General features: G+C 66.9%; 11 protein-coding genes. 6 read left to right on the forward strand and 5 right to left on the reverse strand.

The window, feature by feature from the left end; genetic code table 11:
- The first annotated feature begins 87 nt into the window (after window positions 1-87).
- Window positions 88-1,317 (forward strand): nucleoside recognition domain-containing protein, encoded by a 1,230-nt coding sequence (locus FHW81_RS20710; protein WP_003096953.1) that lies wholly within the window; start codon window positions 88-90, stop codon window positions 1,315-1,317.
- A gap of 18 nt (window positions 1,318-1,335) precedes the next feature.
- Here the strand turns inward: FHW81_RS20710 and FHW81_RS20715 are convergent, their stop codons facing one another.
- Window positions 1,336-2,376, reverse strand: a complete 1,041-nt coding sequence (locus FHW81_RS20715) for a DUF5924 family protein (RefSeq protein WP_003114118.1) — start codon at window positions 2,374-2,376, stop codon at window positions 1,336-1,338.
- 373 nt (window positions 2,377-2,749) lie between these two features.
- On the opposite strand from FHW81_RS20715, the gene FHW81_RS20720 reads away from it, so the two are divergent.
- The gene (locus FHW81_RS20720; RefSeq protein ID WP_003096941.1) at window positions 2,750-4,039 is read left to right on the forward strand and encodes an MFS transporter; all 1,290 of its coding nucleotides are present in this window, start codon (window positions 2,750-2,752) and stop codon (window positions 4,037-4,039) included.
- A gap of 142 nt (window positions 4,040-4,181) precedes the next feature.
- Window positions 4,182-4,742, forward strand: a complete 561-nt coding sequence (locus tag FHW81_RS20725) for a GNAT family N-acetyltransferase (RefSeq protein ID WP_003096934.1) — start codon at window positions 4,182-4,184, stop codon at window positions 4,740-4,742.
- Window positions 4,743-4,747: 5 nt separating this feature from the next.
- Here FHW81_RS20725 and FHW81_RS20730 read toward each other — a convergent pair whose 3' ends face one another.
- Together FHW81_RS20730 and FHW81_RS20735 are read right to left on the reverse strand one after the other, a co-directional pair.
- The gene (locus FHW81_RS20730; protein WP_003121371.1) at window positions 4,748-6,121 is read right to left on the reverse strand and encodes a M16 family metallopeptidase; all 1,374 of its coding nucleotides are present in this window, start codon (window positions 6,119-6,121) and stop codon (window positions 4,748-4,750) included.
- Window positions 6,122-6,189: 68 nt separating this feature from the next.
- Window positions 6,190-7,938 (reverse strand): Na/Pi cotransporter family protein, encoded by a 1,749-nt coding sequence (locus tag FHW81_RS20735; protein WP_003096931.1) that lies wholly within the window; start codon window positions 7,936-7,938, stop codon window positions 6,190-6,192.
- A 353-nt stretch (window positions 7,939-8,291) separates the two neighbouring features.
- On the opposite strand from FHW81_RS20735, the gene FHW81_RS20740 reads away from it, so the two are divergent.
- The 3 genes from FHW81_RS20740 to prfH all read left to right on the forward strand — a co-directional run bounded on the left by FHW81_RS20740 (window position 8,292) and on the right by prfH (window position 11,210).
- Entirely contained in the window at window positions 8,292-9,092 is an 801-nt protein-coding gene (locus FHW81_RS20740; RefSeq protein WP_003121370.1) for a substrate-binding periplasmic protein, read from the forward strand.
- A gap of 367 nt (window positions 9,093-9,459) precedes the next feature.
- Complete coding sequence (locus tag FHW81_RS20745) at window positions 9,460-10,599, forward strand: RNA ligase RtcB family protein (RefSeq protein ID WP_003121369.1); 1,140 nt, start codon at window positions 9,460-9,462, stop codon at window positions 10,597-10,599.
- A complete protein-coding gene (gene prfH / locus FHW81_RS20750) occupies window positions 10,596-11,210 on the forward strand; it encodes a peptide chain release factor H (RefSeq protein WP_003114116.1) in 615 nt (204 codons plus the stop codon). Before FHW81_RS20745 ends, prfH begins: the two co-directional genes overlap by 4 nt.
- Window positions 11,211-11,215: 5 nt before the next feature.
- Here prfH and FHW81_RS20755 read toward each other — a convergent pair whose 3' ends face one another.
- Entirely contained in the window at window positions 11,216-11,980 is a 765-nt protein-coding gene (locus FHW81_RS20755; RefSeq protein WP_023122433.1) for a TerC family protein, read from the reverse strand.
- Window positions 11,981-12,000: 20 nt separating this feature from the next.
- Window positions 12,001-13,305 (reverse strand): CitMHS family transporter, encoded by a 1,305-nt coding sequence (locus FHW81_RS20760; protein WP_003096918.1) that lies wholly within the window; start codon window positions 13,303-13,305, stop codon window positions 12,001-12,003.
- Window positions 13,306-13,333: the final 28 nt, after the last annotated feature.

Here is a 13,333-nt window from a genome sequence, read left to right on the forward strand (position 1 = left end):
GAGGCCCCGGCATCGTCCGGGGCCTCGGCGTTTCTGGCGCCGGCACCGCCTGCGCCGCTATCATCCGCGCAACGCGGGGGATTCTGAATGCTGAACGGCTTGTGGTTGGGTTTTTTCCTGGTGGCGGCGGCGAGTGCGCTGGCGCGCTGGTTGATCGGCGGCGATGCGACGGTGTTCGCGGCGATGGTGGAGAGCCTGTTCGCCATGGCCAAGCTGGCGGTCGAGGTGATGGTCCTGCTGTTCGGCACCCTGACGCTCTGGCTCGGCTTCCTGCGCATCGCCGAGAAGGCCGGGCTGGTGGAGCGCCTGGCGGTGCTGCTCGGTCCGTTGTTCCGCCGGCTGATGCCGGAAGTGCCGCCGGGGCATCCGGCGATCGGCCTGATCACCCTGAACTTCGCCGCCAATGGCCTGGGTCTGGACAACGCCGCCACGCCGATCGGCCTGAAGGCGATGAAGGCGTTGCAGGAGCTCAATCCCAGCAGCACCACCGCGAGCAATGCGCAGATCCTCTTCCTGGTGCTCAACGCCTCGTCCCTGACCCTGCTGCCGGTGACTATCTTCATGTACCGCGCGCAGCAGGGCGCGGCCGATCCGACCCTGGTATTCCTGCCGATCCTCCTGGCCACCAGCGCCTCGACCCTGGCCGGCCTGCTGTCGGTGGCGCTGATGCAGCGCCTGCGCTTGTGGGACCCGGTGGTGCTGGCCTACCTGATCCCCGGCGCGTTGCTGCTGGCCGGCTTCATGGCGGTGCTCGGCACGCTCTCGGCCACCGCGCTGGCGCAGCTGTCCTCGCTGCTGGGCAACCTGACGCTGTTCAGCCTGATCGTGCTGTTCCTGATCGTCGGCGCGCTGAAGAAGGTGCCGGTCTACGAGAGCTTCGTGGAGGGGGCGAAGGAAGGTTTCGACGTCGCCAGGAACCTGTTGCCGTACCTGGTCGCAATGCTTTGCGCGGTTGGCGTGTTGCGCGCTTCCGGGGCGCTGGAAGTGGTACTCGGCGGGATACGCTGGGCGGTCGAGGGGCTGGGTTGGGACAGCCGCTTCGTCGAGGCGCTGCCCACCGCGCTGGTCAAGCCGTTCTCCGGCAGCGCGGCGCGGGCGATGCTGCTGGAGACCATGCAGACCCACGGCGTCGACAGTTTCCCGGCGCTGGTCGCCGCCACCGTGCAGGGCAGTACCGAGACCACCTTCTACGTGCTCGCCGTCTATTTCGGCTCGGTCGGCCTGCAGCGCGCGCGCCACGCGGTGGGCTGCGCGCTGACCGCGGACCTGGCCGGGGTCATCGCCTCCATCGGCGTGTGCTACTGGTTCTTCGCCTGAGGTCGCCAGGCTTCGACGTCACTGGGTGACGTCGAAGCGCAGGGTGCCGATCATCTGTCCGGCCTCGGTGAGTACCTTCACCTGCCAGTGGCCGACCGGGTCGCCGGGGAAGTTCTGCTTGTGGGTCCAGGCCCGGTAGCCCTCCTTGCGGCCGCCGTGGATATCCAGGGCGATGCGGTCGAACTCCTTCCCGTTGAACATCCACACGTGATAGATGCGCTCGTCGAGGCCGCGCGGCGCGTTGATCGCGGTATAGGCGAACAGGCCCTGGCTGCGCAACTGGGCGGCGCCGACCTGCTCCAGGCTGTCGCCGGGCGTGCGGCTCTGGTCGTCGAACTGGCTGCTCACCGCCACTTCGGTCAGCCACAGGGTGGCCGGCGGTACCCAGGTGCGGCCGAACCATCCGGCCAGGCCCACCGCCAGGGTCAGGCCGAGAAGCAGGAAGCCGCGCCACCAGTGCTGTAGCGGGAAGGTCACGAGCAGGCTGGGGAAGGACAGCACGACGGCGATGCCCAGCGACAACCGGTAGCTTTCCGGGGTGGTCAGGTGCAGCAGGATCGGCAGCGAGGTCAGCAACACCGCGAACAGGGTCAGGGTGTGGTAGGCGAGGAACACCCAGCGACGCCTGGACAGCCAGCGATAGTAGAGCGGATCGGTGATGGAGATCAGTGCCGCGGCGGCCAGCGTCCCTGTGAACAGCGCCTGGCCGCTGTTCCAGGTGGTGGTGATGAGAAAGAACGGGAGGACGAAGAACAGGCTTTCCTGGTGGATCAGTTGGGTCGCGTAGCGCAGCAGCGGCGCCGGGATCTCCCAGCCGAAGCGGCGGGCGAAGGTCTCCCGCAGGAGGTTCTCGAGGATCAACCAGACCCAACTGACCAGCATGATGATCGCCAGCACCTGGGCGAAGCCCTTCTGCCGGTCGACCATGATGAAACTGAACACGCCCGAACAGAAGCCGAACAGGGCGATGGTGCGCGGATAGCGGGCCATCAGGCCGCCGACCAGGGCGATCAGTTGCTCCAGGCGGGCCTTGAGGACGGGGCGTTGTTGGTTGGGCATGGGGACCAGCGGGTTCTCGATCGGAGCTGCTCGGCCAGCCGGCCGGGGCGCGCAGCATAACCCCGGCCGGGTTTCCTGGGTATGAACGAAGGACAGCTGCCGCGTGGCGAATGTTTCCTTCGCCCGACAGAGGCTCCGCTCTCCTTTCTGGAGGTCGACCAGGGAAAAAGGCGTCGCTTTCCCGACCGATGGTCGCGAAGCTTTCGACAGCCTTTCAAACCCCTTCAATTCGCACCTTTCGGGCAATTTTAGATTGTTCGACAGGAGTTTTTACACATATGGTTACAACTCGGTCGATGGATGACGTACCCGCCTGCGTGGCCATCGACGCCGCCATGGACCGCTTCCCCGTGTCTGCCTGAGTGTGTGTCCCATGGCCTCTAATAAATCCAAAGGTGTCGCCATTTTCCGTGTGGTCAGTGGCAACTTCCTCGAGATGTACGACTTCATGGTGTATGGCTTCTACGCCACCGCCATCGCCAAGACCTTCTTCCCCGGCGACAACCCGTTCGCCTCCCTGATGCTGTCCCTCGCCACCTTTGGCGCCGGCTTCCTGATGCGGCCGCTGGGTGCGGTGTTCCTGGGCGCCTACATCGATCGCCACGGCCGCCGCCAGGGCCTGATCATCACCCTCGGCCTGATGGCCATGGGGACCCTGCTGATCGCCTTCGTTCCCGGCTATGCCACGCTGGGCGTGGCGGCGCCGTTGCTGGTGCTGTTCGGCCGGCTCCTGCAGGGTTTTTCCGCCGGCGTCGAGCTGGGAGGGGTTTCGGTCTACCTGTCGGAGATCGCCACGCCAGGACGCAAAGGCTTCTTCGTCAGTTGGCAGTCGGCCAGCCAGCAGGTCGCGGTGGTCTTCGCCGGCCTGCTCGGCGTGCTCCTCAACCAGTGGCTGAGCCCGCAGGACATGGGCGAATGGGGCTGGCGCGTGCCGTTCTTCATCGGCTGCCTGATCGTTCCGGCGCTGTTCGTCATCCGTCGCTCGCTGGAGGAAACGCCGGAGTTCGAGGCGCGCACCCACCGACCGTCGCTGTCGCAGGTGCTGCGCTCCATCGGGCAGAACTTCGGCGTAGTGCTGGCCGGTACCGCGATGGTGGTGATGACCACCGTATCGTTCTACCTGATCACCGCCTACACGCCGACCTTCGGCAAGAACGAACTGCAACTGTCGGACCTCGACAGCCTGCTGGTGACCATGTGCATCGGCCTGTCCAACTTCATCTGGCTGCCGGTGATGGGCGCGTTCTCCGACCGCATCGGGCGCAAGCCATTGTTGCTGGGTGCCTCCGCGCTGGCACTGCTGACCGCCTACCCGGCGCTGTCCTGGCTGGTCCGCGAGCCGAGTTTCGCCGGCCTGCTCGGCGTCGAGTTGTGGCTGTCGTTCCTCTACAGCAGCTACAACGGCGCGATGGTGGTGGCGTTGACCGAGGTGATGCCGGCGGACGTGCGCACTACCGGTTTCTCCCTCGCCTACAGCCTGGCTACGGCGACCTTCGGTGGTTTCACCCCGGCGGTCTGCACCTGGCTGATCCACACCCTGGACAACCGCGCGGCCCCGGGCATCTGGCTCAGTGGCGCGGCGCTGCTGGGGCTGCTCGCCACCCTGGTGCTGTTCCGCCGGCGCGGCAAGGAGATCGCCGAGGCCGAGCTGGCCAACGCCTGAGGCGTTTCGCCGCATGCCGTGCGTCGGCTCCCGCCGGGGCTGCGGCGGCGGCGTTGATGTCGATCAACCGGAGCTGCGCCAAACCGCGTAGACAGGAAGGAAGTGGTTGTACCGACTTCCTTCCCTTCCTGGAGATCGCATCATGTCCAATGTACAAAATGCCAGCCGGTCTTCCGCGTTCGCGGCGGTAGAGGGCGACCATTGGGTCGAGTCCCTCGACGATGGCCGCCACGTGCTGATCCGTCCCCTGCGCGAGGAGGACCGGGAGCGCGAACGCCAGTTCATCAACCGGCTGTCCCCGGCGACCCGCCACTTCCGCTTCCTCGGCGAGATCAAGGAAGCCAGCCCGGCGCTGCTCGATCAACTGATGGACATCGACTACCAGCAGAGCATGGCCTTCGTTGCCCTGGTGCACGAGGACGGTGAGCTGCGCGAGGTCGGTATCAGCCGCTACGCCGCCTGCTGCGAGGAAGGGCAGTGCGAATGCGCGGTAACCATCGCCGACGACTACCAGGGTCTGGGCCTCGACGCCGTGCTGATGCGCCATCTGATCGACGTGGCGCGGCGCAACGGCTTCCGCCAGATGTATTCGGTGGACTCGGCGGCCAACCGGGCGATGCGCGACCTTTGTTGCGCACTGGGCTTCGTCGGCCAGCGCGACCCGGACGACTCGACCCAGGTCATCCACCGCCTGGCCCTGTAGCCCGGTCAGGCGCGCCGGCGGCGCAGGCCGAACCAGAGCAGGCCGCTGGCCAGGAGACCGGCGGCGAGCAGCAATGGGTAGAGCATGTCGTCGTCGAATAGCGGCTTTTCGATGCGCAGGTAGCCTTCGCCGTCGAACAGCCGCTTCGCCAGCGCGTTCGCCTGTTGCAGGCTGACCTTCGCCAGGCGGCGCTCCTCATTGGGGAAATGGCCGTCCTCGTAGTCGGCCAGCGAGCCCCAGTAATAGTCCGCCAGCGCCGCGTTGCCCTGGGTGCTCCAGGCCAGCCTGGCGCGCTCGGCGAATTGCACCCGCTTGAAACGCCCCGGGTCCAGGCCATGCTGGCGGATGCCGCCGAGCAACTCGCGCAGGGCGGCCTCGGTGGCGGGTAGGTCGCTGCGCTCGACATCCGCGTCGAGGCTGAAGAAGCCCTGGTTGGCGAACACCTGGCGATCGGTCGATGGCCCGTAGGTGAGTCCGCGACGCACACGCAGGTCGGCGTACAGCGCGTCGTTCATATAGGCCTGGAGCAGGACCATGGCGTCCGGGTCGGCGTCGTCCGGCTCCGGATAGATCCAGTGCAGCATCGCACCCTCGCCGAATGGCCGGGTGATCAGGGTGCGCCTGGCCTCGGCATGCCCGTTGGCCGCCGGCAGCTCGCGGCGCTCGGGGAGCTCGTGGTCTTCCAGGGTGCCGAAGGTCCGGGTCAGATAGGCCGGCAGGCGCGGATCGAGGTCACCGACCAGGATCAGGGTCATGTTGCCCGGTACGTACCAGTCGCTGCGCAGCCGCTCCAGCTGCTCCGCGCCAAGCGGCGCCAGCGGCGCGCGCTGGGAGCAGGCCAGGCCCAGTTCCACCGCCAGTTGGTCCATGGCGCCACGGCCCAGGTTCTCGCGGTCGAGCCAGCGCTGCAGGTGCGAGTAATGGCCGCCGCCTTCGCGCTCGATCACTCGCTTGGCGGCGGCGATGCGCGGCTCGTCCAGTTCGGTGCGGGTGATGGTGTCCAGCAGCAGGTCTAGGACCTGCCGCTGGGTGGCGGCAGGTGCCTCGATGACGAAGGTGGTGTCGCCTTCGCTGGTGTAGGCGTTCCATTGTCCGCCGAGGGCCTGCATGCGGGCTTCCAGGTCGGCCTCGTCGCCGCCGTCCAGGCCGCTGAAGAACAGGTGCTCGAGCAGGTGCGGCAGCTGCTTTTCACGGCACGAGAAGTCGGCGAAACCGACCCCCACCACCAGCCGGATCGAGACGTGTCGGTGCTGCTCGGTGGGCTTGAGCAGCACGCCCATGCCGTTTTCCAGCTGGAAGGCTTCGACCTCGCTGCGCTGGTCGGCGTACGACCAGGGGCAGAGCAGGCAGAACAGCAGCAGGGTGGACAACGAACGCATGGGCCGAGCCTGGAACTGAAAATACCGAGAATAGCGGATGCTTCATGACGAACCTACCCGCAGAACGGCTAATGTCGCGAACGGCGCGTTTCCGCTCGCTCCTCGGCGAGCGCTGGCTCGGCCAGCGGCGCCGAGGTCATGTCGTCGACTTCGTCGGCCCAGTCGTCCTCGTCCCGCCGAGTGCCCTCGTCGGCCGCGCTGCTCGGCGCGTCTGGATTGTCCAGCACGGCGTAGGCGATGGCGCAGAACAGCGAGTTGAGACGCTTCATGTCGCTGATCAGGTCCAGGTGCAGCGAGCTGGTCTCGATGCTCTGTACCACCTGCTGGTGCAGGCGGTCGACATGGGCATGGGCGTAGCGCCGTTCCTGCAGACGGAAGCGCTGCTTGGCCCGGCGCAGGCGCTTGGCGCTGTCGAGGTCGCCGTTGAGGAACACCGAGAGACCCAGGCGCAGGTTGGAGACCAACTGCTGGTACAAGGTGCCGATCTCTTCCAGGCCGGTGTCGGAGAACGAGCGGCTGCGCGAGGTCTTCTTGTCCTGCACGGCGGCGAGCATGTGCTCGATGATGTCGCCGGCCTGCTCCAGGTTGATCGCCAGCTCGATGATCTCCGCCCAGCGCCGGCTGTCGCGTTCGGACAGGTCCTCGCGCGGCATCCTTGCCAGATACAGCTTGATCGCGGTGTAGAGGGCGTCGACGTCGTCGTCGAGCTTGCGGATGTCCTTGCCGAGCAGCGGATCGCCGCCGCGGATGATCTGCATCAGATTGTTCAGCATCTGCTCGACGGTGTCGCCCATGCGCAGGGTCTCGCGCACCGCGTTGGCCAGCGCCAGGCTCGGCGTGTCGAGGGCGGCGGGGTCGAGATGGCGCGGCCGGGCGACGTCGTCGGGAAGGGCACGGTCGGGCATCACACGGGTGCAGAAGCTGGCCATGGCGTTGGTCAGCGGCAGGCAGGCGAGGCAGCGTGCGGCGTTGTAGAGCACGTGGAAGGCGATCACCAGTTCGGCTGTGCTGAACTGCCAGTGATCCATCCAGTCCGCCAGCGGCCCCACCAGGGGCAGCACCAGCAGGCAGCCGGCGACCTTGAACAACAGGCTGCCGAGGGCCACCCGGCGACCGGCGGCGTTTTGCGCGGTGGCGCTGAGCATGGCCAGGATGCCGCTGCCGAGGTTGGCGCCGACCACCAGGCACAGCGCGACTTTCAGCGAGATCACCTTGGACGCGGCGAGGGTCGCGGTAAGCAGCACGGCGGCCAGGCTGGAATAGGAAATCATGGCGAACAACGCGCCGGTCAGCGCGTCGAGCATGATGTCGCCGGTCAGGCTGGAGAACAGTACCTTGACGCCCTTGGCTTGGGTCATCGGCTCGGCGGCGGCGACGATCAGCTGGAGCGCCAGGATGATCAGGCCGAGGCCGATGAATACCCGGCCGAGCTGGCCGAGGCGGGTCTGTTTGCGGCTGAGGAAGAAAATCACGCCGAAGAAGATCAGCAATGGCGAAAGCCACGACAGGTCGAGGGTCAGCACCCGCGCCATCAGCGCGGTGCCGACATCGGCGCCGAGCATGATCGCCAGGGCCGGCGCCAGTGCCATCAGGCCCTGGGCGACGAAGGAGGTGGCCAGCAGGGCGGTGGCGTTGCTGCTTTGCACCAGGGCGGTGACGCCGATGCCGGCGGCGAACGCCAGCGGGCGTTTTTCCACGCTGCGACTGAGGATGCGCCGCAGGTCGGCGCCGTAGACCCGGAGGATTCCGGTGCGGACGATATGCGTGCCCCACACCAGCAGGGCGACGGCAGAGAGCAGGTCGAGCAGTTTCAGCATGGCGTGGCCCCCCTGGCACTACGACGAATGGCCAACCTCGCGCCAGGTTCCGCGTGCGTTGCGCCGCGGAGCCCGGACAACGGCGCCAACGGCCACGATGGAAAGGCAGCGTTCAGGCGAGTTGTAACACGAACGTCATATTTGGACAGACGCCCCCCGCGGGAGTTCGTCTCGGCAGCCCGAGCGGCAGGGCGCCTACCCTTCATTCAAGCGTGCGCGCCGCGAAACGGCGAGGATTTTTTCGCCTTCCGTTCGATGCATGCGTTTGCGCCACAGGCCATGGAATTAGCCGACAGGAAGGGTATCCTTTGCACCTTTTAAAAAGCCCCGGTCTAGAGGGATACAGAGGAGTGGTGCGGATGCGATTTTCGGGGATCAGTGGCTGCCTCTCGGCAGCGGTGTTGGCGCTCGGGGTAGGGGGAGCGCCGGTGGTTCAGGCCGATGCGCTGGGCGATAGCCTGGAACAGGCGCACATCCGCAAGGCGACCTTCGCCGCGCCGGCCTGGGAAGGCTATACCAACGCCGACGGCAGCGGTCTGTACTGGGACCTGCTGAAGCAGGTCTATGCGCCCTACGGGCTCGACGTGAAATTCATCAACATGCCCTGGAACCGCGCCAACAAGCTGATGACCGCGGGCTCCATGGTCGATGGCGTGCCGGGCGAGATCCCCGGCGTTGAGGGCAAGCTGTACGCCCAGTTGCCGATCGACATCGAGTACCACGGCGTGATGCATGCGGCGAAGACGCCCTTTTCCGGCCGCGCCAGCCTCACCGGCAAGCGCGTCGGCTGGCGCCACAGCTACAACCTGATCCCCGCGGAGCAGCGCGACTTCACCCTGGTCGAGTGCGTCCGCCCCGAGCGTTGCACCGAGCAGGTCCAGAACGGCGAGCTGGATTTCTTCCTCGACGAGCCGGACGAACTGGAAAAGCAGCGCAGCGAAGCGCATCTGCCGGCCGACGCCTACCCGATCGCGCAACTGCCGCCCGGCAAGGAGTCCTTCATGACCTTCGCCGACAGCGCCAGCGGCCGGCTCCTGCGCGAGGTCTACGACGCGCGGGTACGGCAGATGGCGGCGTCCGGCGAGCTGCGGGCGCTCTACCAGCGCTGGAACAGCGAGGTGCCCGGCGCCGTGCAGGCTCTTTCGGCGCAGTGATGCGCCGCTCATTTCCATCGCGAAGCCTTTCCGGGGCTTGCGCGGTGGGAATGAAACGCCTAGGATTCGCCCTTCATTTCTCCCACTTACGCACCGCAAAGGAGGTTACATCGATGATTCAGTTCTCTACCCTTTGCAGGCTGCGCCTGGCCTAACGGCCACCGAAACCTACCGCTCGACCCCCTGCACCGCTGAACGATTCCCGCCCTTGCGTCCGCGCAAGCTTCCGGCGAGAGGTCATCGGCTGCCGCGGTCACCGCTCCCCAGGTTTTCACTTCTCCGTTAGACGCCCTTCGCCCTTCCGCGAGTGCCCGCTCGGCTTCGGTCTGCCCCCCGGATCTACCGTTTCAATCACATGGATTGGATTATGGGCAACTACATCAAGCCTTTGTCCGCGGGCGTCGCACTGATCGCCTCGGACAGCACCTGGATCGAAGGCAAGGCGATCCAGCAACTGCAAACCACCGCCGAACTGGACGGCATGTGCCGCGTCGTCGGTCTCCCGGACCTGCATCCCGGCCGCGGCTATCCGGTCGGCGCGGCGTTCTTCTCCGTCGGTCGCTTCTATCCGGCGCTGGTCGGCAACGACATCGGCTGTGGCATGGCCCTGTGGGAAACCGGCCTGGCCCCCGGCAAGCTGTCGGCGGACAAACTGGAAAAGCGCCTGGGCAATCTCGACCTGCCGCTGGACGAGACCTGGAGCGACTGCATCGAAGCCCTGGATCTACCGGCCCGCGAGCACTGGCGCGCGCTCGGCACGATAGGCGGTGGCAACCACTTCGCCGAGCTACAGCAGGTCGAGACCGTGTTCGACCAGGCCGCCCTGCACGCCCTCGGCCTCGATGCCGGCCGCCTGCAACTGCTGGTGCACAGTGGCTCGCGCGGTCTCGGCCAGGCGATCCTGCAAGAGCAGGTCAGCCTGCATGGCCACGCCGGCCTGCTCGACGGCAGCCTGGAAGCTTCCGCCTACCTGGCGCGCCACGCCGATGCGCTGCGCTTCGCCGAGGGTAACCGCCAGCTCATCGCCCGGCGCATTCTCGAACGCTTGCGCTGCGACGGCCTGGAACTGCTCGACATCAACCACAACCTGGTGGCGCCGGCACAGGTCGATGGCGTCGACGGCTGGCTGCACCGCAAGGGCGCCACCCCGGCCGACCAGGGCGTGCTGGTGATCCCCGGCTCGCGCGGCGACTACAGCTACCTGGTGGAGCCTGTGCCGAGCGCGCAGAGCCTGTTCTCCCTGGCCCACGGCGCCGGTCGCAAATGGCAGCGCGGCGAGTGTCGGGAGCGTCTGGCGGCGCGCTTCAGCGTCGACCAGTTGGGCCGTACGCGCCTTGGCAGCAGGGTGATCTGTGGCGACCGCCAACTGATCTACGAGGAAGCGCCGGAAGCCTACAAGGGTATCGACTCGGTGGTCGGCGCGCTGCTCGAAGCCGGCCTGCTGCGCCTGGTCGCCCGCCTGAAGCCGGTGCTGACCTACAAGACCCGTGGGGAGTGCTGCCGATGATCCTGCTGCAACTCTCCGCGGCCCAGGGGCCGGCGGAATGCTGCCTGGCGGTGGCGAAGGCGTTCGAGCGGCTGTGCCTCGAGGCGGCGCAAGCCGGCGTCGAGGTCGAGGTAATCGAGGAGGTGGCCGGCGAGCGTCCGCGCACCTGGCGTTCGCTGCTCCTGGGGCTGCGCGGCACTGCCGCCGAAGCGCTCGCCGAGCGCTGGTGCGGCGGTATCCAATGGATCTGCCCCAGCCCCTACCGGGCAAGGCATGCGCGCAAGAACTGGTTCATCGGCGCGGAGCGCTTCGCCGCGCCGCCGGCCAGTCTGGAGGGCGAGATCCGTTTCGAGACCCTGCGCTCTTCCGGCCCCGGCGGCCAGCATGTCAACACCACCGACTCGGCGGTGCGCGCCACCCACCTGGCCAGCGGCATCAGCGTCAGGGTGCAGAGCCAGCGTAGCCAGCACGCCAACAAACGCCTGGCGATCCTGCTGATCGCCCGGCGCCTCGCGGACCAGGCGAGCAGCGCGGCCGACGCGCTGCGCGCGGAGCGCCGCCGGGCCCACGGTCGGATCAGTCGCGGCGCGGCTCGCCGGGTATTCCGCGGCGAGCGTTTCGAGCCGGCCTGAGCGGCTCAGTCGCCGAGCACTTCCTTGCGCAGCTTCACTGGCTCTTCGCCCCGCTTGCGCGCGGCAGCGCCGCGCATGCGGATGTTCAGCGCCTCCACGGCCAGGGAGAAGGCCATGGCGAAGTAGACGTAGCCCTTCGGCACATGGACTTCGAAGGCTTCGGCGATCAGCACCGTGCCGACCACGATGAGGAACGACAGGGCGAGCATCTTCAGCGACGGGTGCTTGTCGATGAAGTCGCTGATGGCGCCGGCGCAGAGCATCATCACCAGTACCGCGACGATGATCGCCGCGACCATCACCGGCACGTGGGAGACCATGCCGACGGCGGTGATCACCGAGTCCAGGGAAAAGACGATGTCGATGATCGCGATCTGGATGATGGTGCCGATGAAGCCGCTCGCCGACCCCTTCGGTTCATCGCCGCTTTCTTCCTCGCCTTCCAGGCCCTGGTAGATCTCCGAGCTGCTTTTCCAGAGCAGGAACAGGCCGCCGAAGAACAGGATCAGGTCGCGTCCGGAGATGCCCTGGCCGAACAGGTGGAAGAGGTCGGCGGTCAGGCGCATGACCCAGGTGATCGACAGCAACAGCAGGATCCGCGTCACCATCGCCAGGGCCAGGCCGAAGAAGCGGGTGCGTGGCTGCAGGTGCTTCGGCATGCGCCCGACCAGGATCGAGATCATGATGATGTTGTCGATGCCGAGGACGATCTCCAGGGCGGTCAGGGTGAAGAACGCAATCCAGATTTCCGGGCTGGTCAGCCATTCCATGAAGCGGTCACTCGTCTCGGTCAGTTACTGAACAGGGGGAACAGGCCCAGCAGCAGGGCCATGGCGAGGATTGCCAGGCACACCAGCACGGCCCATTTCAGGGTGAAGCGCTGGTGGTCGCCGAAGTCGATCTTGGCCAGCCCCACCAGCAGGTAGGTGGAGGGCACCAGCGGGCTGAGCAGGTGCACCGGCTGGCCGACGATCGAGGCGCGGGCCATTTCCACCGGGGTGATGCCGTATTCGGCGGCGGCCTGGGTGAGGATCGGCAGGACGCCGTAGTAGAAGGCGTCGTTGGACATGAAGAAGGTGAACGGCATGCTCACCAGCGCGGTGATGGTCGCCAGGTATGGGCCCAGCGCCGGCGGGATCACCGCCAGCAGGCTCTTGGACATGGCGTCGACCATCCCGGTGCCGGAGAGGATGCCGGTGAACACCCCGGCGGCGAAGATCAGCGAGACCACTGCGAGAATGTTCTCGGCGTGTGCGCCGATGCGCTTCTTCTGCTCCTGGATGCACGGGTAGTTGACGATCATGGCGATGCCGAAGGCGATCATGAACAGCACCGGCATCGGCAGCAGGCCGGCGATCAGGGTCGCCATCAGGACCACGGTGAGAATAGCGTTGAACCACAGCAGCTTGGGCCGGCGCGCCTCCGGATACTGCGACACGCTGATCTCCGCCAGGTCCTCATGGTCGGTGGGCAGGTGCAGCTCGCCGAGGCGGGCGCGCTCGCGCTTGCCGTAGATCCAGGCGATGGCGAAGATCGCCAGCAGCCCGGCGATCATCGCCGGGATCATCGGCACGAAGATATCCGCCGGGTCGACGTGCAGGGCACTCGCCGCGCGGGCGGTGGGGCCACCCCAGGGGGTCATGTTGAGCACGCCGCTGGAGAGCATGATCAGGCAGGCCATCACCAGCGGGCTCATGCCCAGGCGGCTGTACAACGGCAGTACGGCGGCCACGCAGATCATGTAGGTGGTCGAGCCGTCGCCGTCGAGGGAGACGATCATCGCCAGCGCCGCGGTGCCCAGCGAGACCTTCAGCGGGTCGCCCTTGACCAGCCGGAGGATCTTGCGCACCGCCGGGTCGAACAGCCCGGAGTCGATCATGATGGCGAAGTAGAGGATCGCGAACATCAGCATCACGCCGGTCGGCGCCAGGGTGCGGATGCCGTCGAGCATCATCGGGCCGAGGCCGGCGGCGAAACCGCCGATCAGGGCGAAGGCGATCGGGACCAGGATCAGCGCGATCAGCGCGGACAGGCGCTTGGTCATGATCAGGAACATGAAGGTCGCCACCATGGCGAAGGCGAGCAGGGTCAGCATGGGTTCACTCCGGGGAAGACGGCGGACG

It is taken from the genome of Pseudomonas sp. RC10-4-2 (assembly GCF_050433085.1).
In the GTDB taxonomy this organism is placed as follows: Bacteria; Pseudomonadota; Gammaproteobacteria; order Pseudomonadales; family Pseudomonadaceae; genus Pseudomonas; species Pseudomonas aeruginosa.

Coding starts and splice junctions, on each gene's coding strand:
- FHW81_RS20710 (WP_003096953.1), top strand. CDS start 88: ATGCTGAACGGCTTGTGGTTGGGTTTTTTCCTGGTGGCGGCGGCGAGT.
- FHW81_RS20715 (WP_003114118.1), bottom strand. CDS start 2,376: ATGCCCAACCAACAACGCCCCGTCCTCAAGGCCCGCCTGGAGCAACTG.
- FHW81_RS20720 (WP_003096941.1), top strand. CDS start 2,750: ATGGCCTCTAATAAATCCAAAGGTGTCGCCATTTTCCGTGTGGTCAGT.
- FHW81_RS20725 (WP_003096934.1), top strand. CDS start 4,182: ATGTCCAATGTACAAAATGCCAGCCGGTCTTCCGCGTTCGCGGCGGTA.
- FHW81_RS20730 (WP_003121371.1), bottom strand. CDS start 6,121: ATGCGTTCGTTGTCCACCCTGCTGCTGTTCTGCCTGCTCTGCCCCTGG.
- FHW81_RS20735 (WP_003096931.1), bottom strand. CDS start 7,938: ATGCTGAAACTGCTCGACCTGCTCTCTGCCGTCGCCCTGCTGGTGTGG.
- FHW81_RS20745 (WP_003121369.1), top strand. CDS start 9,460: ATGGGCAACTACATCAAGCCTTTGTCCGCGGGCGTCGCACTGATCGCC.
- prfH (WP_003114116.1), top strand. CDS start 10,596: ATGATCCTGCTGCAACTCTCCGCGGCCCAGGGGCCGGCGGAATGCTGC.
- FHW81_RS20755 (WP_023122433.1), bottom strand. CDS start 11,980: ATGGAATGGCTGACCAGCCCGGAAATCTGGATTGCGTTCTTCACCCTG.
- FHW81_RS20760 (WP_003096918.1), bottom strand. CDS start 13,305: ATGCTGACCCTGCTCGCCTTCGCCATGGTGGCGACCTTCATGTTCCTG.